The organism is Vibrio sp. Hal054, from assembly GCF_037162405.1.
Taxonomy (GTDB): Bacteria; Pseudomonadota; Gammaproteobacteria; order Enterobacterales; family Vibrionaceae; genus Vibrio; species Vibrio diazotrophicus.
Genome location: NZ_JARLUT010000002.1, coordinates 54196 through 78995, shown reverse-complemented (window position 1 = coordinate 78995; position 24800 = coordinate 54196). Strand labels below are relative to the sequence as shown.

The window sequence follows — 24800 nt, the reverse complement described above, 5'->3', positions numbered from 1 at the left end:
GACAGAGATTGAATATTTGGTATGAGATAAAAAACGCATTTCAAACAAACAACCACTTCATTTCTGTCTATCTTTAAAGAACTAGGGGAAACGGAAATGATAAATGCGCTTACATAAAAGCCTTCCAAAACTCATTTTTATCCTAATATCTTTTGGGGCGATCATTGTCGTAACCGAATTTTTAACAAGAGAACTGCTATTCTCCGGTCAAACAGAGACCATAGCTTTAACCAACGCCAATCAAAAAACCAAAGAAAGAGAGAATTTACTCGCCAACTTCTTTATCGACTCTGAAAACACCATTAAAGCGATAAGAATGAGTCCGTCATTCAATCAGTTTCAACTCAACCCGAAAACGGGCAAACAGGATTTTGAACAATTGGCACTCTCCATCGCGGAAAGTCAGCAAGATATTATGAAAATCCGTTATATCGACAACCGCGGAATGGAAGTGGTCAGAATCGACAGAGACCAGCTTGGCGACCAAGCAAAAATTGTTGAAGCCAATAAGCTACAAAATAAGTCTCATCGTTACTTTTTCTATGACTCTATCGATAAACAGCCCGATAAAATTTGGTTTTCAAACCTTGATTTGAATGAAGACAATGGCCGAGTTGAAATACCTTACAAGCCCACACTGCGCGCAGTAATGCCCCTTTCTTATACGGACACCTTCTCCGGCATTTTAATCGTGAATTATTTTCTCCAGCCACTATTTGTAACCTTCGCCAATACGCCTTTATATAATTCAATACTGGTGGATAGCGACGGTGAAATCCTGCTTCACTATGACAACAGCAGAGAATGGAGCCGATACACTGGCAACGATAATATTTATAAAGATATCCCTGATTTTAAGGAGTTAGTGAACAACGGTACTTATCAAAATTCGATTTTTTACTCGAGAAAACTCAACCTGCCAATCGCTCAGGAATTAATTTTAATTCTTTCTCTCAATAGCACTTACTCACATTTGCAGACATCAATGTCTCACAAGAGTTTTCTATATAGCTCGGGAATCACCTTGTTTATTACCGTTGTCTTTGGTTTCATTTTCGCCAGTGTATTAAATAAGTTTTTCACTGATTACACCAATCGTGGCAACTATATTGAGAAGTTGATGGATCTGAATTTACGAATCAATAACCTCAATCAGAAAAACAAACTCTATATGGAAATGGCGAGCGATGGCATACACGTCCTCGATAAAAGCGGCAACATCGTTGCTTTTAGTCATTCTTTTGCAGAATTGCTTGGCTACAGCGAAGAAGAGATGTCAAAGCTGAATATGCGCGACTGGGAAGCAAGATTAAAACCAGACGAAATTGCCGAGACTATGGCAACCTTTGGAACTGAAGCCAAAAAATTCGAAACCCAACATCGTAGAAAAGATGGAAGCATTATTGATGTAGAAATTAATGCCAAGTGGATTAGGACCGCTGACGGTCGCTATTTCTATGCATCTTCACGAGATATTACTGACCGCATACGTTTGGAAAAGGAACTCCACAAACTCGCCACTACAGACGCGCTAACCCAATTGCCAACACGCAGAGTATTTATGGAACGGCTCGCGACTGAGATGGAAAGATACCACCGCAAACAATGTGACGCTGTCACGGTTATTTTCATCGATTTAGACAACTTTAAGGCGATTAATGACACTTACGGTCACGGTGCAGGCGATAAGGTTCTGATCTCGGTTGCTAATATTCTCAGTGACGAAATCCGTAAAGTTGACTCGGTGGGTCGTTTAGGCGGTGAAGAGTTTGGCCTGATACTAACCGGAACCACCGCCGAAATGTCGGTACACTTTACTAACCGCATACGCAAGCGGATAGAAGAGTCTCCGGTGGTATTAGATCACAGCGTCATTCACTGTACCGCCAGTATGGGCATTACTACCATTAATGCTCTGGATACAGACATTGATAAGATACTCGAACGTGCCGATAAAGCGCTTTACAGCGCCAAACATCACGGGCGTAACCGAGTAGAAGTCTTTAAAGAACTAGCTTAAATTTCGTCTCACAAGCGACTGTGTGTTCTGCTTTAACATCTGAATAAATTTGGACTCAATTTCATTCAAACTCACTGTATCTGGGGTAACCAAATACATATCGGTCACTGGCAGTGACTCATACGGCGGCAGAGACCATAAAAGCTCCTGAGCAACAAACGGCTTCGCGCTTTCAACCGTTAATGCACCGAAGCCAATTCCCGCCATAATCATGCGTCTGACTTCTTCAAGGTTTGAAGACACCGCCACCAGCTTACCCCAGAACTGTTGCTGGTCACGGAACTGTGCAATCGCATCTAAGCCCTCACCGGGTTGGTCACTTTCAAAAGAAATGTATGGCAAACCACGAATGTCTTCCAATGTAAGATCTTCTCTGCCGAAACACGGGTGTGCTCGCCCACAGTAGAAGCCCATCTGCTCATAGCCGAGAAAATCACACCTAACACCTGTCTTAGCTATTTTCTTGTTGCTAAGGCCAATATGCAGAACACCTTCCGCCACATGGTTGACAATATCTGCGCTGGGGAACGTATTAACGTTGAAAATCACGTTAGGAAACAATCCGTGGTACTGAGCCAACGTCACATCATAAGCCGGACATTGAAGATGGCTTGCGATTTCGATAGTTAACTCACCTTGAATGTTATCGGTCTGGTCAACAAACTGATCGGCCATGGTTCCGACAATACGGCCAACGGAAGAGGCGTATTCATACACGCGCATTCCATGCAAAGTGAGGGTGAAAACGCCTTTCTTACGCAAGATAAGACGCTTATCCAAATGATCCTCTAATCGCTTAAGAGCGTTACTCACACTTGGCTGGCTTAACGATAACCTGCGAGCAGCGGCGCTAATTCCCCCTTCATTCACAATCGTTAAAAAGGTATAGAGCAAATTCCAATCCAGATTACGAAGTAGTCGGTCTTTAGCATTCAGCATCTCATTGTCCTTTTCGTGTCTTATCCATAGCGAGAGGCTATGTATATCATATTTATTTATCATTATGGACATTAGCTAACTTTGCACATACTCAATAAACAACAATTCCAATCTGCAACCATTACGAAAAGGACATCACAATGGCAAAAGCAAAATTACTTAGCACTTTACTGGCTTCAGGTATCGCCCTGCTTGCTTCTACTGGTGCGGCAGCCGAAACGTTAAAAATTGGTACAGAAGGCGCTTACCCTCCATTTAACTATTACACCGCAGACGGTCAGCTTGCGGGTTTTGATATCGAGATAGGTAAAGCGTTGTGCGCCAACATGAAGATTGAGTGTGAGTTTGTCGCACAAGATTGGGACGGCATTATTCCAGCGCTACTTGCGGGGAAATACGATGTAATTCTGGCTTCAATGTTTATTACTGATGAGCGTAAAAAACAGGTCTCTTTCAGCGCGCCATACCAAGCTTCCGCAATGACTTTCGTTGTTGATAAGAACTCCGGAATCAAAGATGTCTCTCCTGCTGCAATGAAAGGCATGATCATCGGAGCACAAAGCTCTACTACTCAGGCGGAATACCTTCTTGCTCAATACCCAGATTCTGAAATCCGCCTTTACCCAACGCAAGATGCAGTAAACCTTGATTTGGCAAGCGGCCGTATTGATGCACAAGCTGGTGACATCATGCCAATGACGGACTGGATAAACTCTGAAGACGGCTCTTGCTGTCAAAAAGCGGGCAACTTAATTACTGACCGCACTTATGTGGGTGACGGCGTGGGAATGGCGCTGCGCAAAGAAGATGAAGAGTTACTAAAACGCTTGAATCAGGCTCTGGAAAACATCATCGCAGACGGCACGTATAAGAAAATTAACGATGAGTTCTTCTCAATCAACCTTTTAACGCTTCAGTAAGACCCAAAATATCAATAGGCAAAATCGCTATTTAGTAACAACGTCATGGGTGGTAGTACGCCACCCAAACCATTGCGAAACAATAACTCAAAGAGACACGTGTAATGGAATATCTGATGTATCTCAGTTTTGGTGACCAAGGTTGGGGAGATGAATTACTGAAAGGCTTAGCCATAACGCTGGGACTTGCACTCTGTGCTCTGCCCGTTGGTATGGTGATTGGAACTGGCGTTGCGGCTTTGTCCGTCAGCATTAGACCTGCTCATCGTTGGTTTGCAACCACCTATACCACTGTGTTGAGAGGTCTTCCTGAGCTGCTTACGCTGTTCATTATCTACCACGGTGTTGGGCTGCTGATTAACAAAACACTGAAATGGATAGACCCAAGTAACGGCTTTTTTGAGTTAAACCCTTTTGGTGCTGGTGTGATTGCTCTGGGGCTGGTTTTCAGCAGTTATGCAGCCGAGGTATTGCGCGGAGCCTGGAAAGCCATGGACAAAGGACAACGAGAAGCGGGCTATTCATTGTCGATGAGTCCGTGGCAGATTTTCTGGCACATTGAACGACCACAGTTATTACGCCTTGCTTTACCGGGATTAGGCAATCTGTGGATTAACTTACTCAAAGACACTGCACTCGTTTCAGTGATTGCTTTGAACGACTTAATGCGAGCCGCCAACATAGCCGTTGGTGCGACCAAGAAACCGTTTTTGTTTTACCTGACTATCTGTTTGGTTTATTGGGCCATATGCGCTTGTTGCGAGCGTTTGTTATCAACCATGGAAACCCACTCTAAACGTGGTATCCGCGTAAGCCGTTGAGGAAAGGACGATGCTAGAGTTTATTGAAAAAATCTCCCCTATGCTCCTTAGTGGCGCATGGATGACCATTAAGATTACCGTTGTGTCTGTGGTTATCGCTGCAATCCTTGCCTTACCTATGTCTATTTTGCGAATTCAAAAGGCCGCTGTTTGCCGTGTTCCTGCGCAGGTGTTTATTTCCTTCTTTCGCGGCACGCCGCTGATTGCTCAGCTGTTTTTGGTTTACTACGGCTCCGGTCAGTTCCGACCATTTCTAATGGAAATGGGATTGTGGCAATTCTTTAGAGATCCGATGAACTGTGCGTTACTCACATTCACGCTCAACTCTCTGGCGTATCAAACTGAAATTATGCGCGGCGCCATTCAATCAGTAGATGCGGGTGAAATTGAAGCCGCCAAATCGATGGGAATGAACAACAGCCTGCTGTATCGACACATAGTGTTACCCCTCGCCTACCGAATTGCCTTTCCGGCATTAGGTAATGAATGCATTTTGATGCTCAAAGGTGGCGCTGTCGCGAGTGTCATTACGGTAATGGACTTAATGGGTCAGACGCGTCGAGCGTTCTCCCAGACATTCGATATATCAACCTATTTTCTCGCGGCTGTGATGTATCTGGTGATCACCACCAGCTTTGTCATCGCTTGGCGCTACGCTGAACGTTATCTGTATCGACATCAGATCCAACGATCACCGAATAAACCCGTACTTCAAACAGCAACAAATTAACTTTGATATCAACAAACAACCGTCTACAGGGGCACCGCTCTTGGGGATTCGCATTATCTGAACAAGGATTTATACGATGAATACAATTGAACTAAAAACACCTTATTTAGTATTTCTTGGTGACGCTAATGATCTTCTTATGGCGAAAGTCGCGAAAGGCGTCGCACACTGGCGTCCTGAAAAGTGCCTTGCTCAATATCGTCTTGCTGGAGCAAAAGCCGACCTAGGTCTGCCTGAGATGAATCCTCGCGAAGCGGCGGCTTGCGGCGCAAAAACCTTTATTCTTGGCTTAGCACCTGTGGGTGGAACACTGCCAGAAGAGTGGCTGGATCTGCTGATTGAAGCAATGGAAGCTGGTTTAGATATCGCAAGCGGTTTGCACATGAGACTGAACGATATTCCACGTTTAGTTGAAGCGGCAGAACGTACAGGTCAAAAGCTGCTTGATGTGCGAGTACCTCAGGGCAAAATGGTGTGTGGTACTGGCCTTCCTCGTTCGGGCAAAAGATTACTCAGCGTAGGTACAGACTGCTGCGTAGGTAAAATGTTTACTACGCTCGCTATCCATCGTGAAATGGAAAAACGCGGCATTCCAGCAACTTTCCGTGCAACAGGTCAAACTGGTATTCTGATTGAAGGAAATGGTGTACCCGTTGATGCGGTTGTGTCTGATTTTATCTCTGGCATGGTAGAGATACTAGCGCCAGACAACGCGCCAGAACATTGGGACATCATCGAAGGTCAAGGTTCGCTGCTACACCCTGCTTATGCTGGCGTAAGTTTGGGGCTGCTTCATGGCGCTCAGGCTGATGTCATCATCGTGTGTCACGAAGCTGGCCGCGTTCAAATGGACGAAATGCCTGGCTTTACTGTTCCAGATCTGCAAACCGTTATCGACATCAACCTCACTATGGGTCGCGTCACCAATCCAAATATCCGTTTAGGCGGCATTGCTCTTAACACTGTAAATCTCAGCCAAGAACAAGCGCTGGCAGAGATTGCACGAGTAGAAAAACAGTTCGGAGTGCCTGTTGTCGATCCAGTTCGCACAGGTGTCGCATCAATTGTCGATCAGCTTGAAGAGGTTTGTTATGCGTAAGATGTCGATCAAGGTTGAACAGTGGCCACTGCACGAACCTTTTGTCATCTCTCGCATGGCTCCGATGCTGCAAGGTGAAGTTGTTGTTGTGGAAGTCGAAGAGTCTGGTTGTGTCGGTCGCGGTGAATGTGAACGTATGGATGTATTCGAGCCTGAATATCCAGACGTTCTTGCTATGGTTGAAGCGTCCAAATCTGAAGTGGAATCGGGTATTAGCCGCGATAAACTTCGCGACATTATGCCCGCAGGCGCAGCTCGCAACGCTATTGACTGCGCACTGTTTGAACTAGAAGCCAAACTGAACAAACAGTCGGCATGGCAAATGGCGGGCTTTAAAGAGGCACCCAAGCAAGTCACGACTGTATTTACGCTTTCTTTAGATACACCGGAGAAAATGGCTAAAGCGGCGGCGGCGCAAAAAGACCGACCAATTTTGAAACTGAAACTTGGCCGCGAAGGTGATTTAGAACGCGTCAAAGCCGTTCGTGAAGCCGCGCCAAATGTACGTTTGGTTATTGATGCCAACACAGGCTGGAGCTTTGAACAGCTAAAAACTTACTTGCCGGAGCTCGCCAAACTTGGCGTAGAAATGGTGGAACAACCGTTAAATGCTCAGGAAGAACATTTATTGGAGACCATTACACCAGAGCTGCCAATTACTGCAGATGAGTCGTGTATCGACCGCTCGTCACTGGCGAATTTGAAAGGACGTTATCAAGCAGTCAACATCAAGCTGGATAAAACGGGCGGTATGACAGAAGCGTTAGACTTGATTAAAGACGCACAAGAGATGGGTTTTGAAATCATGGTCGGTTGTATGATTGGAACATCACTGGCGATGGCTCCTGCCCTGCTTTTGGCTCAACAAGCTCGCTGGGTCGATATCGACGGGCCGTTACTGCTGTCGAAAGATCGGTCTCCGTCTCTCCATTATCATCAAAGCCAAGTTGAGCCTAACGAAGCGGTTTGGGGATAGTTCTTCACTCACCTGAACTATGTGCGCCTGAAGCATACTCTGCTGTAATATCCTAACGCTCACCGACTGGTGGGCGTTTATTTTTAGAGTTCAAACTTCAAAATATAATTGTATGAATCATCTATTAAATGCACCAACACAATTAAAAATATTAATTCACATTTATTATATTTATAGTCAATTAAACATTATCAGACTAATACACCCCAAACTCGGCACTTGCCAGAAAAAAACGAACCACAAGATATTACTTATATTTCAACACCTTAAACACGAATGACACTTTAAAATTGTTTCCAATTTGTTTTATTTGTTATTTTTTAATTATGCTTTTAATAATTTTATGCGGTAAAATCATTCAACAAACAGAATGGTCAACAACATTATTTATTAATATTTTCCATATCTATTGAATATATTTTCACCTTTGAGACTTCTTTGTGACTATTTATTCGTTAGTAACCCAAATATTCATTTTTATTATTGGCAATTGTTGACCTGAATTTCGAATGTAAGCGGTCGAGTCTAAGGACTGATGGAGTGCTTACTATTAGCAGGATGCGCTGACATAAGTATGCCTAAAACTTCTTCACAGCACAGAATTGGAATTTTCATCCCAAATGAATGCTCTTTGCTTACGTTGGGAGCGATCACCGAGCCTTTTGCGCAAGTGAACAAAATTCTGGGTGAAGAGAAATTCCAGCTTCTCTATGTGGGAGAAAAGGCAGGAGCAAATATCGAAATCAGTGGTTTTCCACATTCGATGGCAAGCCCCCTATCACCTTGGTCACGCACGCAGGCCTCGCAGACATTTCCCAATACGATGCGCTTATCATTGCCAGCGAACAACAACCAAAAGCCCCTTTGTCGAAAACCGCTCAACTCGCGCTGCAACACTACTATCAACAAAAAAACACATTCATTATCAGTGTTCAGGCTGGCTGTTTTTGGCTGTTGGAAAATGGTATTGGGCTCGATGAATCATGGGCGATTCACTGGCGCTGGGAAGATGAAATAAAAACAAAATACCCAGACCTTACTGTTCAATACGAACACTTTCGTCAGTCCGCCAAGTTGGCAAGCTGCGCGAGTTATTCCGACTGCCTCGATTTATTAATGGCGTATCTCGCCAAACATGAAAGCCAAGTGGCCGCACGTTCCGTCGCTGATGAGTTGTACCTAGACAGAGACAAACAGTCGTCACAACAACGAAATGCCACTTCAGAAGATGAACTGGCTAATGGCGGACTGGAAAACATCGAGCTGCCTCCAAGGCTCGCAAAAGCCATATCACTGATGGAAAGCAATCTGGAAGAACCATTGTCAGCAGATATGATCGCCGATTTAGTGCATGTATCGAGACGCCAGCTAGAGCGGCTTTTCAAACGTTATCTCGACACCATGCCGGCTCGTTACTACCTGCAACTGAGACTAAAGAAAGCGCGGGATCTGTTACAGACCACCAATTTGTCAGTGGTACAAATCGGCCTGACCTGTGGGTTCTCAAGTGGCCCGCATTTTTCGTCTGCTTATAAATCGTATTTTGAAATCACACCCAGAGAAGAGAGGTCAAAACGTTTATATGCAACCAAGAATTAATGTACAAAAGCGACCTCACATTTGTTAATAAAAGGTGAAAATCTATAAAAACTGGTCGTTTTTACGAACGTAATGTCGTAACTCGTCGCGTATTCTGAAAATGATGGAACTGTTCACAGAGGTAAACACAATGACGTTTCCCTTTATCAGAGCCGAAGAGAACTGAGTAAGAATCGGATACTGGCCTTGCTCATTTGAGTAAGTAATAGAAGCGTTGTTAGATACAAAATAAGGTTAAACCCATGAATGTATTACGTCCTGTCAAACTGACTGATTTAAGCAACATAGAAAAGCTTGCGGTAGATAGTGGCCCAATGGTGTGCACACTGCCGGCGAAGCGCGAACACCTATTGCAGAAAATTGAGCAGTCCATTTACTCATTCGAACAAGACGTTTTTTGTCCGGGCGAAGAATCTTACTTCTTTGTATTGGAAGAGACCGACACCGGGCATTTGTTGGGCACAGGAGCCATCAACGCATTAGCGGGATATCGTCAGGCGTTCTACTCGTTTCGCAACGACATCATTATCCACTCCTCGCGAGAGTTAAATGTTCACAGCCGTATTCACGCATTGACGCTGAATCATGACTTAAGTGACCACTCTCAACTGTGCTCTTTTTATATTGATCCATCGCAGCGCCACTCGCTTTCTCCGGCGTTAATCACGCTAGGACGTTTGATGTTCATGAATGCGAACTCTAACCGATTCGCGAATGAATGGATGGCGGTGCTGCCGGGTATTGCAGACACCCAAGGCCGCGCTCCTTTTTGGGAACACGTTGGTCGCAAATTTTTCGGCATGGACTACAACCAAGTCGAATATTACAACGGCACACGCGACAAAGCGTTTGTTGCAGAACTGATGCCACATTATCCGCTTTATGTACCTCTGATTAATGAAGAGGCGCAAGCGGTAATGGGACAAGTTCATCAAGATGCTGAACTTCAATATCAGCTCTTAAATGACCAAGGTTTTGAGCCAGACAAGTATGTGGAAATCTTCGATGCTGGCCCTATTTTGACGGCTCCGCACAATGCGTTGCCTATTTGTCTAAATATGAAAACCGGGTCACTGGTCGGTGAACCTCTTCACGCTGACACAAAGCAATACTTGGTTGGTTACCAAGGAGCCAAAGGCTTCTGTGCGTTTATCGCCGAGGGGAACCAAACAGAGGATCGACTGATCATTACTAAAGAATTGATGGAAGAAGTGGGCCTGACTCAACACCAGAAGGTGTGGTTCTTAGCCCTGTAGTCTCTTCTCTCTTTTCAGGAAAAATAACAAGGAATTTAAACTATGATGGTAATTCGCCCAGTCACTAGGGATGACAAGCAAGCTTTATTAAAACTGGCGACCAAAACCGGTGTAGGTTTTACGTCGCTACCAAACAATGAAGCGAGATTGGCAGCACGTATTGAGCGTATGATCGAGACATGGGAAGGGAAAGCACCTATTCACGATCAAGGCTATCTATTTGTATTGGAAGATACGGAAAGTAAACAAGTGGTTGGTATCAGTGGCGTGGAAGTCGCAATTGGTCTAACAGAACCTTGGTATGATTTCCGTGTTGGCACTTTGGTACATGCGTCAAAGGAGCTTAATGTGTATACCCAAATGCCAACGCTTTTCCTCAGCAACGACCACACAGGTTACAGTGAACTTTGTACACTGTTCTTAGACCCTGATTACCGCAAAGATAAGAACGGTCACTTGCTGTCGAAAAGTCGCATGCTATTTATGTCTACCTTTGAAGACAAATTTGCAGACAAGTTGATCGCTGAGATGCGCGGCGTGTCTGACGAGAACGGTAACTCGCCATTCTGGGAAAGTTTGGGGCGTCACTTCTTCTCTATCGACTTTAGCGAAGCAGATTACCTGACAGGCATAGGTCAAAAAGCGTTTATCGCCGAGCTTATGCCTAAGCACCCTATGTATGTTGATTTCTTAACAGACGAAGCAAAAGCGGTAATTGCAGAAGTGCACGAAAGCACCCTTCCTGCACGTAAGATCCTTGAAAGTGAAGGTATGCGTTATGAAGGCTACATCGACATCTTTGATGCAGGCCCTACGCTTGAAGCGTACACCAAAGATCTTCGTATTGTTCGTGAGAGTGAAACTCGTAAAGTATTGATTTCAGATACTTATCACGAAACAGAATCAACACTGCTTGTTGGCAACCTTGATTACCGTAATTATCGAGCCATCATTGGTTGTCAGCCTTGCACAGAAACAGAAATTACCCTGTCTCCGGCACAAGCAGAAATTTTAAATGTTGCCAATGGCGACTTGATTCGAGTTGCGCCACTGTTTGCAAAAGAAGAGTGTCGCGAAGAGCTCGCTCAATCCGAGTAATTGAATATTCATGGCAGAAAATGCCCTCGCGCCTTAATCGGTACACTTATTAGAAATTTATCGGTTAAGTCGCTGGGGTAGACAAACAATAACAACGTACCCTGCCCAAACAGTTTACCTCGCCTACTCTTCCCATTGAGTAGGCCGATAGGAGTCTAAAATTATGTCAGCTTATGAAGTTAACTTTGATGGTCTTGTCGGTTTAACGCACAACTACGCGGGTCTTTCGTTTGGTAACGTTGCGTCTACATCGAACAAAAACGCAGTAGCAAACCCGAAACTCGCAGCGCTGCAAGGCTTAGCGAAGATGAAAAACCTTGCGGATTCAGGATTCAAGCAAGGTGTGCTTCCTCCGCAGGAGCGCCCATGTGTTCACACTCTGCGTACTTTAGGTTTTTCAGGTACCGATGCAGAAGTGATTGCTCAAGCCGCGAAAAAAGCACCGCAACTGCTTGCGAATGTCAGTTCAGCATCATCAATGTGGGTAGCCAACGCGGCAACCGTTTCACCTTCTGCGGATACTGCGGATGGTAAAGTTCACTTCACTGTGGCGAACCTCAACAACAAGTTCCACCGCTCCATTGAAGATCAAACCACCAGCAATGCACTAAAAGCGATTTTTGCTGATAATCAACACTTTGCTCACCATGCCGCGCTTCCACAGCAAATGCTATTTGGTGACGAAGGTGCAGCGAACCACAACCGCTTATGTCGCAGCTATGGTGACAAAGGCGTTGAAGTGTTCGTGTATGGTCGCCAAGCCTTTGGTGGTCAGGTTGAACCTAAAATCTTCCCTGCTCGCCAAACGCGTGAAGCAAGCGAAGCAGTGGCTCGTCTGCATCAGTTAGACGAATCACAAACCGTATTCCTACAGCAAAACCCAGATGTGATTGACCAAGGCGTATTCCACAACGACGTGATTGCAGTAAGTAACGGCCCAGTTCTGTTCCATCACCAAGAAGCGTTCCTCAATCAAGCGCCTGTGTTTGATGAAATTCGCCGCAAGCTAGGCCAATTTGACTGTGAATTTACCCCAATCGAAGTACCAACCAACAAAGTATCAGTGCAAGACGCAGTGGGCACTTACCTGTTCAACAGCCAGCTTCTAACCAAAGCTGACGGCAGTATGGTGATTGTGGTTCCAGAAGAATCACGTAAGAACGAGCGCGTTTGGACATACCTGACGGAGCTAACCCAAAGCGGTGGTCCAATCAACGAAGTGAAAGTATTCGACCTACGCGAAAGTATGTGTAATGGTGGTGGCCCAGCTTGTCTGCGTTTGCGTGTTGTTCTTAACGATCAAGAGCTTAAAGCCGCGAACCCGCATGCACTAATGAATGATGCGCTTTATGGTTCGCTGACTCAGTGGGTGAATAAACACTACCGTGATCGCCTGACTGAAGCAGATTTGGCAGACCCGCAGCTACTGATTGAAAACCGCACTGCACTGGATGAGCTGACTCAAATAATGAACCTTGGTTCAATCTACCCATTCCAACGCTAAGCAAGGATTTATTGGAAATGGATTTTTTAAAACAGACACTTTCAGGGGAAGCCTTTTCCCCTGCATCAGATGAAACCGCCACTTTGCGTTGGAGTTGTCCGGCGCAAGGTATTATCGCTTTCGAACCTCTAGAGTTCTCAGATAGCCCACAATCGAAAAGTGTGGTTATCTCCGCAGGCATTCACGGTAACGAAACTGCGCCTATCGAGATCGTTTCCGAGTTGGTTCAGGATTTTCTGGCAGAGAGACGTTCTTTGAATGTTCGCTTGCTAGTCATACTTGGTAACCTCGAAGCGATGCGCACAGGTGACCGCTACCTAGAATTGGACATGAACCGCTTATTCAGCGGTAAGCATGCCAACTATGAAGCGTGTGAAGAAACTCGTCGCGCACAAGTCATTGAACAGCAAGTGATCTCGTTCTTTGAACAACAACCTAATACTCAGCGCGTTCACTTTGACCTACATACCGCAAGAAAGCCGTCTTTCCATGTGCGATTTGGTCTGCTTCCTTATGTAGAGTCTGGTAAGTATCAACCTGAAATGATCGAATGGCTACGTAATGTCGGCTTAGAAGCGCTGGTGATCAACCATGCTCCAGCAGCAACGTTCAGCTACTTCAGCAGCCAGACTTGCGGTGCCCAAAGCTGCACTTTAGAGCTGGGTAAAGCACTGCCATTTGGCGAAAACGATCTTTCTCAGTTTGTTGGTATCAAAGAAGGCTTAATCGCCCTCACCACAGGCACCTCTTGCCCTGACAACAGTGCACCAGAAATGCCGGTTTATAAAGTCAGCCAAGAGCTAACCAAGCTGACCGAAGCTTTTGAATTAAACTTTGCCGAGAGCGTGCAGAACTTCACCGCATTCGAAAAAGGCAGTTTGCTTGCTACCGACGGCGATAAACAGTACCGCGTTGAACAAGATCAAGAGTGGCTGATTTTCCCGAACAGCGGCGTTCGTCCGGGTCTACGAGCGGGTTTAATGCTCACTCAAACCGCTTTAAATGATTGGATAGCTTAACTATCAAATCTCATTTCCTCTAAGCGCAACTTGCCATTTTTAATTCAAGATTGAATATGAAATGACAGGTTGCGCTTCGTTGTATTTGCCTCAACATTTGATTTTTACAGACACCCGTTCTTGATGAATCCGTATGCGATTGTCTTTGAGATTCGGCAAAAACCTTAATAGAACAAAGCCTTTTGCAATTAGCCCTTGTTTATGATTTGATCGGCGTTTTTTTGCTATCTATTTTCTGCTACCTAAGAGTATAAGCATGCCCAATAAACCCCGCCCTCGTACGACGATTCCTGCTTCTTATTTTGGTATGGTGCTTGGGCTTTCCGGTCTGGGGCAATCTTGGCGTGTTGCTCATTCCCTTTGGGAATTGCCCTCAATCATCGGCGAAACTCTGCTTGCAGTAGCCATATTGGTATGGCTACTGCTTTTATTCACCTATATAGCACAAGCAATTCGCACTCCTTCTGCGGTCTACGAAGAGTTTCGTCACCCAGTACAGGGAAGCACTCCTGCACTCATAGGTATATCTACATTACTAATAGTCCTTGCAGTTCAACCTTATTCACGTCATTTAGCGTGGGCTTTAACCGCTGCAGGAATAATGTGGCACCTGTTCTTTTCGCTTTGGCACAATGGGGCTCTGTGGAAGGGATATCGGCAAAAAATAGACTCTGTGCCTACGCTGTATTTACCCACCGTTGCTGGAAACTTTACTAGTGCTGCTGCACTCGGTTCACTTGGTTATCCAGATTGGGGATGGCTATTTTTGGGAGCCGGTATATTTTCATGGCTGGCATTGGAGTCATTGATTATTCAACGTCTTTGGCAAGAAAATGAGCTACCTTCAGCTCAGCGACCATTACTTGGCATTCAGTTTGCGCCACCCGTTGTATGCGCAATGGCTTGGCTTGCCATCGAACCATCAAGCCATGACCACTGGGTATTAATGCTGTGGGGCTATGGACTCTATCAGCTTCTTCTGGGGATTCGGCTAGGCAAATGGCTCGGCGCCGAATCGTTCGCTCCATCTTATTGGGCTTACACATTTGGCATTGCCTCAGCAACGGTGAGTGGGTTAAAGCTAGCGCTGGCAGGAGTAAGCACAGCAGAGTTAATTGCGATACCTGTGTTTATCGGTGCGAATCTGTTTATTGGTTATCTTAGTATCCGAACGTTACGCATTTTTGTCGCAAGATAGATGGTTGACTAACGCCCCTTTATATTTGCACGCTTAGCACTCCATCGAATTGAAGATCGACCAATTGGGTTAATGCTTACTAAAATGAGTGCATAGCCAAATTGGTTTATATCGCTTCCTCAAGGCGTAACCAGCTTAGTATAAGTGGTTTGCGCCTATTCTATTTGCCGCCCAACTTAATCCAATCACTCATCACCTATACACTTCTACAAACTATCAGCTTTAAACATTTCACAAACGAAAATATTAAAAGCCTGACTCTAGTATTAATTACTGTCCTATTCGTCTTCACAGAACAAATACGGTTAAACATTAACCAAAAAATATCTAGCTATCAACTTACGCAATACAAATATAACGCATAAGATATTGTTATTACTTAATAGAGTGTTACATTAGATATAGTTTATGTATGAGTAATCTTACCCATACATAAACTATATTAGCCTTTGCTTGTGAAGCCCAAACTTCATGGATGATGTTTCACGAGTTCTTATAACGATGCTTCAGAGAATAACTTCGATGTACAAGTACCAACGTTTGTTGATTTTATCTGCAAATCTTCCTGTCTTACTGGCAATAAACATAGTGATTGCTTTTACTTTAGTAATGACTGATATGTATGGAACCGTTATAGGACAAGAGAAATTATGTTGGTTAATCTTATTAATTTCAGTTACCGCTTTTAGATATTTTGTTCATTCTTATTTTTCAAATGACAATAAACATAAGCTCGATTTGCACTTTGTTGGTGTCGTGATTGCAGGCCTTACCTGGGCTTTTTACCCATATCTATTTCACCAGAGTATGTCGACTAAAGAGACTATGCTGTCATTAATTATTTTTTGCGGCATGTCTGGCGGTAGCGTTACCTTGCTGTCCTGTGACCTTCGCTCTGCGATAGCTTATGTTTCACTGACCATTTTCCCATACAGTGTCGTGCTAATTATGTCCGGAGACCCAAGCCTAGAAAGCCTTGGACTTATGGGACTACTCTATGGTGTAGCTCTATGTATAACAGCCGTAAAAAGTTCTCGGATTATATTCTCTCTTATAGACAGTCAGGCAAAAGTAGAAGCAATCGCATCAGATTTAGAAATTGATTCTCACAACAAAGATCAAAAAATATCTATGCTTGAGCAGCGTGACATGTTGACGGGGTTGCTTAACCGAAAGAGTTTCATATCTGCTATAACTCTAATAAAAGCCAAAAACAATCAGCACCGCTCGCTCAATGGATTTGTACATATAGATATAGAAAAACTTCATAATGTTAATCAGAACTATGGTCACCAATACGGTGACCACATTATCACCAAGGTCGGTGAGGTTCTAAAAAACATCGATAAATTTTATGACACTTGCTCAGCCCGATACGGCAATGATGAGTTTACCATCCACATAAAAGTAAATACCGAAGAAGAGATCTTAAAATTTATTGCCACAATAAAAAAGCAATTAAGCGTTTACTTTCAACTAGATAACATCCGAGTTAAACCTGATTATTATTTTGGTTACTACATTGGAGATGACAGCATTTCGATCAATCAAGCCATGAGAAATGCTTATCTAGCCGTTACACAGGGAAAGAAAAGCAACACAAGAGTTTGCTGTTACGACACAAAAATTCAAGAAGATCAGCAACGAAATCAATACTTGCGTTATCACTTAAAAGCAGCCATTGGCGCTGAAAACTTTTTCATGAACTTCCAACCTATAGTACGTTGTAGCAATCAAGAAGTTCATTCATTTGAAGCTCTCGTTCGTTGGAAGCTTGAGAATAAAAACATCTCGCCAGCCGAGTTTATATCAGTAGCAGAAGAGCATGGATTGATTGTTGAACTAGGACAGTTAATCTTGAAAATGTCTATTGAGGCATTAGCGGATATGAATAAAACACATCCGTCGATTTCTATCTCGATTAATGTGTCTGTAATTCAGTTGGAAGATGATGATTTTATTAGCTACTTGCAGTTCATTATGAATAAATATTCGGTTAATCCAGCGAATGTTCATTTAGAAATAACTGAAACTGCAATGATTTCAAATATTACCAAGCTCACTAACCGTATTATTCAGGCCAAAGAAGCCGGAGTAATGATTTCTGTCGATGACTTTGGTACGGGCTTTTCATCCATTGCTGTACTTAGAAATCTGCAGATTGATTATATTAAAATTGATAAGTCCTATATTGATAACATTTGCTCTTGTGACAAAGACAAAAGCATTGTTTCTGCTGTCACTAAAATGGCTCACACAATTGGAACAAATGTTATTGCAGAGGGTATAGAGACTGATGAGCAATTAGCATTAATTGGGCAAAGTGGTATAGATTTTTATCAGGGATATTTATTTAGCAGACCTGTCTCATTTAAAGAAGCTGTCCATATATTGGAACAAGAGAAACAGAGAAAAATTAATAAGTAACACTAAAGGCCATTGGATTCGAAGTTAAATATGCGCTGAGTCATGAAGTTTTCATACTAAAGTATGAACATCAGTTGATACCTTTGAAAGCAAGTAATTTAAAAAACGTATAAGGCTCTATATATATGTCTATTCAGGCAAGTAAATTTAGTTAGCTCAAAGGATGGTACGCACTCGTTACGTCGAATCAAAGCCACATTAATTTAGGCTAAAATTAAAAATATTCGCGCTGTACAGTTACTGATTAAGAAAAATAGCACTTTAACAGAATATCTAAGCATGAAACTGTTTCACCACCATTAAAATTCTGTGACCGATTCATAGATATCCATCAAAAGTGTTAGTGTTCCACTTTAATAAAGTTGGCTCATATACATTGAGTGAGTTTACTGATCATAAGTTTCCGGCAGTTCCGTTTGGATAGTCGGCAGGTTTCCACAGTGCAAATTAGTAAACTATTAAATGATAGAGCAAAAGAGGTAAATCAGTATGATAGAGAAAAATAGTTTCTCCAATGAAATGTACTTTAGAGGAAAGGCATGCGGCCTAGGGTTTTTCTCTATATTAATGTTGATCTTTTCTATGATTGAATCTAATTATTATTTACTCGCGTTATCCATTCCGTTAACTTTCTTTTATACGCTAGATAGAAAAGTAAGGTACTTGTTACTTAGTTCCAGTACGTTTCGATATGTAACTGCATTAGTGTTGATATTATCGTTTATAGTCATTTTCTTATGGTGGTATAAAGACCTTAGCATATTTTATGTTATTTTCCCTATAGGAGTTAAATGCTTTTTATACTCGATTTTTTTAACTAGGCAGTTTGTTTATATTGACTAAAATTAAAGAAATATTATAGATAGCCTCGCTCAAGTTGGAGATATATTTGTTCACAGAGAATAAATGGGGTCAGGGCTTGCTTTTTTCTTTAGCCATATATGCCTCCAGTTAGAATTAAACCGTATTGGCTTCATGTAATCCTAATTTCATCATGTCTACTCCAGAGTTTTCATTTATCTCGCTCACCACATGGGTGAGTCTGTAATTCGGATTGGAGGTTCAACATACATAAGCTAATCAGTTTTTTGCTAAATTAGCAAAGTCACTGACTTACTTTTGTCCATTCATCTTTTAACCCACCGCTAATTGGTTTGATAGCAGGTGGTTCGCATTACCTCTCTCTGTACCCTGCCCTAAACTAGCTAAGACAATTCACACCTCAAGGTCTATTGAGATAGTAATTTGCCAGAAAACGCGCATAATCTCGCAATACAACACTTAAAGAAGAAACTACTTATGACTGACTTTCAATATTACTTTCATCAACTGCCTTGTTTTAACTGTAAAAAAACCACAGTAAGTACTGATCTTGGTTGGTTAACAGCTGCGATGAAAGAAGATGTTTTAGCGCAAGTGGCTGCAATCATCGAGCAAGGTGACGTTGAACCAGACCTCTCTGTAAACGTGACATGTACTAAAGACGAAGCTCGTGATTACTTATTGCTGAACTTTTACGGCTACTCTGAAGAAGAGCTTGAGAATCAAGTTGAAGCGGAAGACGAGCAAGAAGTAGCGGATGAAATCGCAGAGCTATCGGAAGAAAATACAGTCGTCTTTGAACACGAAATCGCACTACAAAGTTGTACCGATTGCGACGTTGAATAATCAAAGTCAGCGTAATTTTTACGCTTAAAGACGTAATAAAGGCGTTAGCAGATGCGAATTTGCTAACGCCTTTTTGCTTTCTGCGGGTTTTAATTAAACACGGCTTCTAGCAAGTAATAGGTTCAATTTCCCTTTCGCTGTTTTACTAACAGTTTGCATAAACTCAAAGCTTGGCTTTACGATTCCGGCTTGCTCTAAGTCTTCAACCATTCTAAGCCAGAGGTGGGCTGTCATTTGCGCATCGGCTAAGGCTCGGTGAAAAACGCCGTTATTTTCGATGTTTTTATAGCGAACAAGTTCGCCAAGTTTGTGTGACGGTGCATCTGGAATCAGTCGTCTTGCCACCAGTAAAGAGCAAGCAAACTCACCCGAATAACCGCAATTGATTCTCTCAAGTTCTGCGTCTAGAAAACGTTTATCGAACGAAGCGTTATGCGCTATCAGGTTCTCATCAGCAATAAACTCACTAAATGCTGCCATTACTTCATCGCAGCTTGGAGCTGTACGCAACATGTTGTTAGTGATGCCAGTGTAACTTTCAATAAATGAGCTGACTCTGAAGCCGGGGTTCATGAGTTGCTGAAAACTATCAACTATCTCACCATCCACTAATTTAACCGCACCTATTTCAATGGCGCGGTCACCGAGATTGGGAGAAAGGCCAGTGGTTTCAAAATCGAGTACCACCACAGAATTGGCTTGAGGCATGAGATTATCCGGCTAAAAATTTGTACCAGAGTATCTTCGAAAGCAATGGAAAAAGAAAGGCGACGAGTTAGATGCAACAAAAAAGGTTACCGATTGATTAACCGATAACCTTTCGAGTTGACTTAATTCGATGTGAATAAGCGTTGTTATTTGGCTAAAAGCTCGTTTCTCACAATCTCAGCACCGGCGCTGAGTGCACTGAGTTTTTCACGTGCTACCTCACGAGGTAGCGGAGCCATACCGCAGTTTGTGCATGGGTAAAGCTTATCGGCATCAACATATTTCAGTGCTTCACGAATTGTCGCTGCTACTGATTCAGGTGTTTCAATGTTGTTGGTTGCCACATCAATGGCACCGACCATCACTTTTTTACCGCGCACCAGTTCAAGCAGCTCCATTGGTACATGTGAGTTATGGCACTCTAAAGAAATGATGTCGATATTCGATTTCTGCAGTTTAGGGAACACCTCTTCGTATTGACGCCATTCACTGCCTAAAGTCTTTTTCCAATCGGTATTGGCTTTGATTCCATAGCCATAGCAAATATGTACTGCGGTTTCGCATTTCAGACCTTCGATTGCGCGTTCCAGTGCCTCGATACCCCAGTCATTAACTTCATCGAAGAAAACGTTGAACGCAGGTTCATCAAACTGGATGATGTCCACACCAGCCGCTTCCAGTTCTTTTGCTTCTTCATTAAGAATTTTAGCGAATTCAAGCGCTAACTCTTTACGAGATTTATAATGCGCGTCGTACAACGTATCAACCATGGTCATAGGCCCTGGAAGTGCCCATTTAATTGGCTTGTCTGTCTGTGAACGCAGGAATTTTGCATCTTCAACAAACACGGCTTTTTGTCGTGAAACAGGACCAACAACGCTTGGTACGCTAGCTTCGTAACGGTCGCGAATTTTCACTGTCTGGCGGTTTTCGAAATCAACGCCATTTAAGTGTTCAATAAAGGTAGTCACAAAGTGCTGACGAGTCTGCTCGCCGTCACTCACAATGTCTGTACCAGCGAGCAATTGTTCTTGGAGTGCGACACGCAGTGCATCGTGTTTACCGTCAATCAGCTCTTGTCCTTCTAGTTTCCAAGGAGACCAAAGTACTTCTGGTTGAGCTAGCCAAATAGGTTTCGGCAGGCTGCCTGCCGTCGATGTTGGGAATAATTTTGTCATAATGTTGGCTGTTCTTCTGTCTCGTTAAGGATTAAGCGTATTGAGCAGACCATTGCTCAAGAACCGACTGATAAGGTTTGATAAAGACTTCTTCAGCAAACTTACCCTGTTCAATGGCGAGTCGAGTGCGTTCTTCTCGGTCATACACAATGTCTGTTAATGTGTGCTCATTGCTCTTCAAATTCGGTTGATAACGCTCCCCTGCTACTGTGTTGGCAAAGTAGATTTCAGGGCGGTAAATCTTCTGGAATGTTTCCATTGTGCTGATGGTGCTGATCAGTTCCAAATTGGTGTAGTCGTTCAGCAGATCGCCAAAGAAGAAGAATGCAAATGGCGCTACGCTGTTCTTCGGCATGAAATAACGCACTTGTAAGCCCATTTTCTGGAAGTACTGTTCCGTTAATGACGACTCATTCGGCTCGTATTCAACACCAAGAACTGGGTGTTGGTTGTTGGTGCGGTTATACACTTTGCTGTCTGAAACGCTCAAACAAATCACCGGAGGTTTGGCGAAGTTTTGTTGGTAAGCCTCTGATTTGATGAAAGACTTAAATATGTTGCCATGCAACTCGCCAAAATCTTCTGGTACTGAGAATTGCGATTTGCCTTTGTTGTGGTCCAGTAAACGAACGCTAAAGTCGTAATCACGCACATAAGACGAGAAGTTATTACCGACTATGCCTTCAATACGTTGGTTCGTCTTGCGATCAACAACATAAGTCTTTAACACTTCAATAGATGGAATAGCTTCGTCTGCATTTTCCATTTTGATATCCGCAGAGATGATTTCCAGCTCTACCGAGTAACGATCGCCCGTTGGGTTATCCCAACACGCCAGTTCGTTAAAACGGCGGTCAATCATGTTTAATGCGTTGCGTAAGTTCTGCTGACGGTTTTCACCGCGCGCTAAGTTCGCAAAGTTAGTTGTGATACGTGTTTTGTCTGATGGACGATAATTCTCATCAAGACAGGTCTTTTTAATTGTGAACGTAAAATTCTGAGTCATGAGCGTTATCTTCAATGTGCTTTAGATGAAATCAAAATCATCTTTCGTTAAATCCATGACTTAGTTATAACTGGCGTGCTACAAGTTTAATAACGCTATTACTTAATGTTGATTGTGAGAAAAATTCATGATCGGAATGGATAAGGCGAAAAATATTTGCTCAAGAGCTAATTTGGTCGGTTTACTTGTTTCATATCCCTTGGAATGTAACGATACTGAGAACCCTCAACTCTTCTGAATACTTCGCACTTATGTCTAGAAGCCAACGACTGTTTGATTTACTGCAAATACTCCGGTGTCATAAATACCCTGTTTCCGCTGAACATCTGGCTGAGCAACTGAATGTCAGTGTGCGCACCATTTACCGTGATATTGCGACCCTGCAAACACAAGGTGCTGAAATAGAAGGAGAATCGGGGCTTGGGTATGTATTGAAGCCAACATTTACACTGCCTCCGCTGATGTTTTCAATGGAAGAGTTAGAAGCTCTTTTATTAGGTGCTGATTGGATTTCCAAACAAGCAAATGGCGAGTTTAGCGAATCGGCTAAGAACGCCATTGCAAAAATCTCAGCCGTACTGCCCGCAGATCATAAGGTTAAACATAGCCAAGAAGTCATGCGTGTTGCATCGATTATTGAAGTGCCAGAATTGACCATTGATATGTCTGATATTCGAAAGGCAATCAAGAACCAATACAAAGCCAATATTAACTACCTAGATTTGAAAGGGAACTCAAGCTCACGGGTGATCTGGCCAATACTGATTGGTATGTTTCAGCAACACTATGTGTTGGTCGCTTGGTGTGAAACAAGAAATGCGTTTCGCAATTTTCGGTTAGATAGAATTGAAGATTGGCAGACACTTGAACAAAAGTACTTACCGCATCGATCTGAGTTGCTAAAAAAATGGCAACAAGAAGAAGGGATTAGCCAGCCAAAACTACGCTACTGACAAAAACTGTCACAGGGGTTCATTACATTAACAGTCAAATCTTACTGTATGACCTTTGGAGCATGTATGTTTACATTTGATTCGTTTGTTTTGTATGTGGAAGATATTGAAACCAGTAAAGCCTTCTATAGCGATGTATTTGATTGTGAAGGACACGTTTTCTCGCCAACGTTTGTTTCTTTCCCATTGAAAATGGGTATCAATATTGAGCTGAAGCAGTTAGCTCAAGCCGACCCGATATCCAAGGTTACCGGTGGCGGAACGGAGCTCTCTCTGATAGTTAAAGACTCGGAGACATTGCACCATCTGTTTAACCAATGGCAATCGAAGGGCGTTAAATTCCTCCAAACACCAACAAAGGTTGTCTTTGGCCTTAGCGCAGTTGCCGTTGACCCCGATGGTCACAGAATACGTCTGTTTGTACCTAATCAATAACGACCTGCTCTTTACTGGTGATTAGGTTTATTAGCCGCTACTGCGAAGACATCTTTCATCAAAAAGCTCAACGATTGAGTCAGCCAATCTGCGCTGACTCTTCATTGCGCAAGTCGACTCGAAACAGGTGTTGTTTCTAATTGACCGAGCATGTTTGAATATTTTGCCACTCAGGTCTTAGAGTGAGCTTACATCTGAGGCAGCTTTTCTTCTTCTCTTAACGTCAGGACTTCATAACCCGAACTTGTGACTAATATCGTATGTTCAGATTGAGCAGAAAGCTTCTTATCTCGGGTAACCACAGTCCAGCCGTCTTTCTTGGTCTTTATCTTCGCAGTACCCTGATTAACCATAGGTTCGATAGTGAATATCATCCCCTCTTTTAACGTCAGTCCACTATTTGGCAGGCCATAATGAAGCACTTGTGGTTCTTCATGCATTTCGCGACCTATTCCATGCCCACAGTATTCTCTTACAATGCTGTACCCATGAGACTCGGCATATCGTTGTATTGCATAGCCAATGTCACCAAGTTTGGCTCCAGGCTTAACCTGTTTAATCCCTTCCCACATAGCATTGTAAGTTGTGTTGACCAACTGAACAGCGAGTGGTGAGGCTGAAGGCATCACATACATTTTGCTTGAATCTGCAATGAATCCATTCTTTTCGAGAGTAATATCTAGGTTGATAATATCGCTACTTTTTAGGATCTCAGTCTCTTTTGGTACTCCGTGGCACACCACTTCGTTGATAGATGAATTTAAGACGTACTGATAGTCATACTGCCCTTTGCTTGCAGGACGAGCATTCAGTTCATTGACGATATATTGCTCAACTTTGTTATTGATATCCATCGTTGAAATGCCAGGTTGAACGTAGTCATCAAGCATTTTAAAAACCTGAGCAAGTAATCTTCCAGATTCTCGCATCAAAGCGATGTCTTGTTCTGATTTAATCAATACTTCCTTACGCATCAGTGTACTCTTCCGCCGTCGAAACATTTGAAGCAGAAACATTCGCTGATTGCATCAGATTCGCAATGATTTGATTGAATGAAAGTTGAGGGTGTAATTCGGCTAACATGCCCATTTTGATCCAAAACTCTGCTTGTGAATTAATTGAACGTGACATAACCGAACTTGCTTTGCGAAGTTCTTCATGAAGCTCATCTGAAATTTTAACAATGCCCATAAACATACACTTAATATATAAATCGTATACGTAGTGTAATTATTTTGGATGCTGT

At 43.1% G+C, this 24800-nt stretch carries 22 protein-coding genes; 16 read left to right on the top strand and 6 right to left on the bottom strand.

The window, feature by feature from the left end:
* Positions 1-103 precede the first annotated feature (103 nt).
* The gene (locus P4S58_RS16340) at positions 104-2020 is read left to right on the top strand and encodes a diguanylate cyclase (RefSeq protein WP_337164722.1); all 1917 of its coding nucleotides are present in this window, start codon (positions 104-106) and stop codon (positions 2018-2020) included.
* On the opposite strand, the gene P4S58_RS16335 is transcribed toward P4S58_RS16340, so the two are convergent.
* Positions 2012-2959, bottom strand: coding sequence for a LysR family transcriptional regulator (locus P4S58_RS16335; protein ID WP_337164720.1), 948 nt, complete (start codon positions 2957-2959; stop codon positions 2012-2014). The two genes, P4S58_RS16340 and P4S58_RS16335, sit on opposite strands and share 9 nt — an antisense overlap.
* 140 nt (positions 2960-3099) lie before the next feature.
* Between P4S58_RS16335 and P4S58_RS16330 the strand changes: the two genes are divergently transcribed.
* The 13 genes from P4S58_RS16330 to P4S58_RS16270 all read left to right on the top strand — a co-directional run bounded on the left by P4S58_RS16330 (position 3100) and on the right by P4S58_RS16270 (position 19274).
* Positions 3100-3879 (top strand): transporter substrate-binding domain-containing protein, encoded by a 780-nt coding sequence (locus P4S58_RS16330; protein WP_102941854.1) that lies wholly within the window; start codon positions 3100-3102, stop codon positions 3877-3879.
* Between the two features lie 104 nt (positions 3880-3983).
* On the top strand, positions 3984-4700 hold the full coding sequence (locus P4S58_RS16325; protein WP_102941853.1) for an ABC transporter permease: 717 nt from the start codon (positions 3984-3986) through the stop codon (positions 4698-4700).
* Between the two features lie 10 nt (positions 4701-4710).
* Positions 4711-5430 carry an ABC transporter permease gene (locus P4S58_RS16320; protein WP_337164717.1) on the top strand — a complete coding sequence of 240 codons (720 nt, stop codon included), beginning with the start codon at positions 4711-4713 and terminating at the stop codon, positions 5428-5430.
* Positions 5431-5506: 76 nt separating this feature from the next.
* On the top strand, positions 5507-6529 hold the full coding sequence (dgcN, locus tag P4S58_RS16315; RefSeq protein ID WP_337164716.1) for an N-acetyltransferase DgcN: 1023 nt from the start codon (positions 5507-5509) through the stop codon (positions 6527-6529).
* Positions 6522-7505 carry an N-acetyl-D-Glu racemase DgcA gene (gene dgcA, locus P4S58_RS16310; RefSeq protein WP_337164715.1) on the top strand — a complete coding sequence of 328 codons (984 nt, stop codon included), beginning with the start codon at positions 6522-6524 and terminating at the stop codon, positions 7503-7505. Before dgcN ends, dgcA begins: the two co-directional genes overlap by 8 nt.
* A 783-nt stretch (positions 7506-8288) precedes the next feature.
* On the top strand, positions 8289-9104 hold the full coding sequence (locus P4S58_RS16305; RefSeq protein WP_337164714.1) for a GlxA family transcriptional regulator: 816 nt from the start codon (positions 8289-8291) through the stop codon (positions 9102-9104).
* A 242-nt stretch (positions 9105-9346) separates the two neighbouring features.
* A complete protein-coding gene (locus tag P4S58_RS16300) occupies positions 9347-10360 on the top strand; it encodes an arginine N-succinyltransferase (protein ID WP_337164713.1) in 1014 nt (337 codons plus the stop codon).
* Positions 10361-10402: 42 nt separating this feature from the next.
* Positions 10403-11458 (top strand): arginine N-succinyltransferase, encoded by a 1056-nt coding sequence (astA, locus tag P4S58_RS16295; protein ID WP_042481302.1) that lies wholly within the window; start codon positions 10403-10405, stop codon positions 11456-11458.
* Between the two features lie 163 nt (positions 11459-11621).
* Complete coding sequence (gene astB, locus P4S58_RS16290; RefSeq protein WP_337164712.1) at positions 11622-12962, top strand: N-succinylarginine dihydrolase; 1341 nt, start codon at positions 11622-11624, stop codon at positions 12960-12962.
* Between the two features lie 17 nt (positions 12963-12979).
* Complete coding sequence (astE, locus tag P4S58_RS16285; protein ID WP_337164711.1) at positions 12980-13981, top strand: succinylglutamate desuccinylase; 1002 nt, start codon at positions 12980-12982, stop codon at positions 13979-13981.
* 256 nt (positions 13982-14237) lie between these two features.
* A complete protein-coding gene (tehA, locus tag P4S58_RS16280) occupies positions 14238-15179 on the top strand; it encodes a dicarboxylate transporter/tellurite-resistance protein TehA (protein WP_337164708.1) in 942 nt (313 codons plus the stop codon).
* A 522-nt stretch (positions 15180-15701) separates the two neighbouring features.
* Complete coding sequence (locus tag P4S58_RS16275) at positions 15702-17606, top strand: putative bifunctional diguanylate cyclase/phosphodiesterase (RefSeq protein WP_042481309.1); 1905 nt, start codon at positions 15702-15704, stop codon at positions 17604-17606.
* A gap of 1299 nt (positions 17607-18905) precedes the next feature.
* Positions 18906-19274, top strand: a complete 369-nt coding sequence (locus tag P4S58_RS16270; RefSeq protein WP_102941843.1) for a hypothetical protein — start codon at positions 18906-18908, stop codon at positions 19272-19274.
* Between the two features lie 93 nt (positions 19275-19367).
* On the opposite strand, the gene P4S58_RS16265 is transcribed toward P4S58_RS16270, so the two are convergent.
* The 3 genes from P4S58_RS16265 to P4S58_RS16255 form a co-directional block, all read right to left on the bottom strand.
* Positions 19368-19982 (bottom strand): 3'-5' exonuclease, encoded by a 615-nt coding sequence (locus P4S58_RS16265; protein WP_337164701.1) that lies wholly within the window; start codon positions 19980-19982, stop codon positions 19368-19370.
* A 146-nt stretch (positions 19983-20128) separates the two neighbouring features.
* A complete protein-coding gene (locus P4S58_RS16260; protein ID WP_337164699.1) occupies positions 20129-21160 on the bottom strand; it encodes a methionine synthase in 1032 nt (343 codons plus the stop codon).
* Positions 21161-21191: 31 nt separating this feature from the next.
* Entirely contained in the window at positions 21192-22166 is a 975-nt protein-coding gene (locus tag P4S58_RS16255) for a DUF1852 domain-containing protein (RefSeq protein WP_042481337.1), read from the bottom strand.
* A gap of 251 nt (positions 22167-22417) precedes the next feature.
* Here P4S58_RS16255 and P4S58_RS16250 point away from each other — a divergent pair, with 251 nt between their 5' ends.
* Together P4S58_RS16250 and P4S58_RS16245 are read left to right on the top strand one after the other, a co-directional pair.
* Positions 22418-23119 carry a helix-turn-helix transcriptional regulator gene (locus P4S58_RS16250; RefSeq protein WP_337164697.1) on the top strand — a complete coding sequence of 234 codons (702 nt, stop codon included), beginning with the start codon at positions 22418-22420 and terminating at the stop codon, positions 23117-23119.
* 66 nt (positions 23120-23185) lie between these two features.
* Positions 23186-23554, top strand: a complete 369-nt coding sequence (locus tag P4S58_RS16245; RefSeq protein WP_337164695.1) for a VOC family protein — start codon at positions 23186-23188, stop codon at positions 23552-23554.
* Between the two features lie 188 nt (positions 23555-23742).
* On the opposite strand, the gene map is transcribed toward P4S58_RS16245, so the two are convergent.
* Both map and P4S58_RS16235 read right to left on the bottom strand, forming a co-directional pair.
* On the bottom strand, positions 23743-24528 hold the full coding sequence (map, locus tag P4S58_RS16240) for a type I methionyl aminopeptidase (RefSeq protein ID WP_269350451.1): 786 nt from the start codon (positions 24526-24528) through the stop codon (positions 23743-23745).
* Positions 24521-24745, bottom strand: a complete 225-nt coding sequence (locus P4S58_RS16235) for a ParD-like family protein (RefSeq protein ID WP_042481345.1) — start codon at positions 24743-24745, stop codon at positions 24521-24523. Before P4S58_RS16235 ends, map begins: the two co-directional genes overlap by 8 nt.
* Between the last annotated feature and the right edge of the window lie 55 nt (positions 24746-24800).

Bases quoted from the DNA above. Each gene is read 5' to 3' on its own strand.
- P4S58_RS16265 (WP_337164701.1), bottom strand. From the start codon at position 19,982: ATGCCTCAAGCCAATTCTGTGGTGGTACTCGATTTTGAAACCACTGGC.
- P4S58_RS16245 (WP_337164695.1), top strand. From the start codon at position 23,186: ATGTTTACATTTGATTCGTTTGTTTTGTATGTGGAAGATATTGAAACC.
- P4S58_RS16300 (WP_337164713.1), top strand. From the start codon at position 9,347: ATGAATGTATTACGTCCTGTCAAACTGACTGATTTAAGCAACATAGAA.
- P4S58_RS16320 (WP_337164717.1), top strand. From the start codon at position 4,711: ATGCTAGAGTTTATTGAAAAAATCTCCCCTATGCTCCTTAGTGGCGCA.
- dgcN (WP_337164716.1), top strand. From the start codon at position 5,507: ATGAATACAATTGAACTAAAAACACCTTATTTAGTATTTCTTGGTGAC.
- dgcA (WP_337164715.1), top strand. From the start codon at position 6,522: ATGCGTAAGATGTCGATCAAGGTTGAACAGTGGCCACTGCACGAACCT.
- P4S58_RS16260 (WP_337164699.1), bottom strand. From the start codon at position 21,160: ATGACAAAATTATTCCCAACATCGACGGCAGGCAGCCTGCCGAAACCT.
- P4S58_RS16330 (WP_102941854.1), top strand. From the start codon at position 3,100: ATGGCAAAAGCAAAATTACTTAGCACTTTACTGGCTTCAGGTATCGCC.
- P4S58_RS16270 (WP_102941843.1), top strand. From the start codon at position 18,906: ATGACTGACTTTCAATATTACTTTCATCAACTGCCTTGTTTTAACTGT.
- P4S58_RS16255 (WP_042481337.1), bottom strand. From the start codon at position 22,166: ATGACTCAGAATTTTACGTTCACAATTAAAAAGACCTGTCTTGATGAG.
- P4S58_RS16250 (WP_337164697.1), top strand. From the start codon at position 22,418: ATGTCTAGAAGCCAACGACTGTTTGATTTACTGCAAATACTCCGGTGT.
- P4S58_RS16340 (WP_337164722.1), top strand. From the start codon at position 104: ATGCGCTTACATAAAAGCCTTCCAAAACTCATTTTTATCCTAATATCT.
- astA (WP_042481302.1), top strand. From the start codon at position 10,403: ATGATGGTAATTCGCCCAGTCACTAGGGATGACAAGCAAGCTTTATTA.
- P4S58_RS16325 (WP_102941853.1), top strand. From the start codon at position 3,984: ATGGAATATCTGATGTATCTCAGTTTTGGTGACCAAGGTTGGGGAGAT.
- map (WP_269350451.1), bottom strand. From the start codon at position 24,528: ATGCGTAAGGAAGTATTGATTAAATCAGAACAAGACATCGCTTTGATG.
- astE (WP_337164711.1), top strand. From the start codon at position 12,980: ATGGATTTTTTAAAACAGACACTTTCAGGGGAAGCCTTTTCCCCTGCA.
- P4S58_RS16335 (WP_337164720.1), bottom strand. From the start codon at position 2,959: ATGCTGAATGCTAAAGACCGACTACTTCGTAATCTGGATTGGAATTTG.
- astB (WP_337164712.1), top strand. From the start codon at position 11,622: ATGTCAGCTTATGAAGTTAACTTTGATGGTCTTGTCGGTTTAACGCAC.
- tehA (WP_337164708.1), top strand. From the start codon at position 14,238: ATGCCCAATAAACCCCGCCCTCGTACGACGATTCCTGCTTCTTATTTT.
- P4S58_RS16275 (WP_042481309.1), top strand. From the start codon at position 15,702: ATGTACAAGTACCAACGTTTGTTGATTTTATCTGCAAATCTTCCTGTC.
- P4S58_RS16235 (WP_042481345.1), bottom strand. From the start codon at position 24,745: ATGGGCATTGTTAAAATTTCAGATGAGCTTCATGAAGAACTTCGCAAA.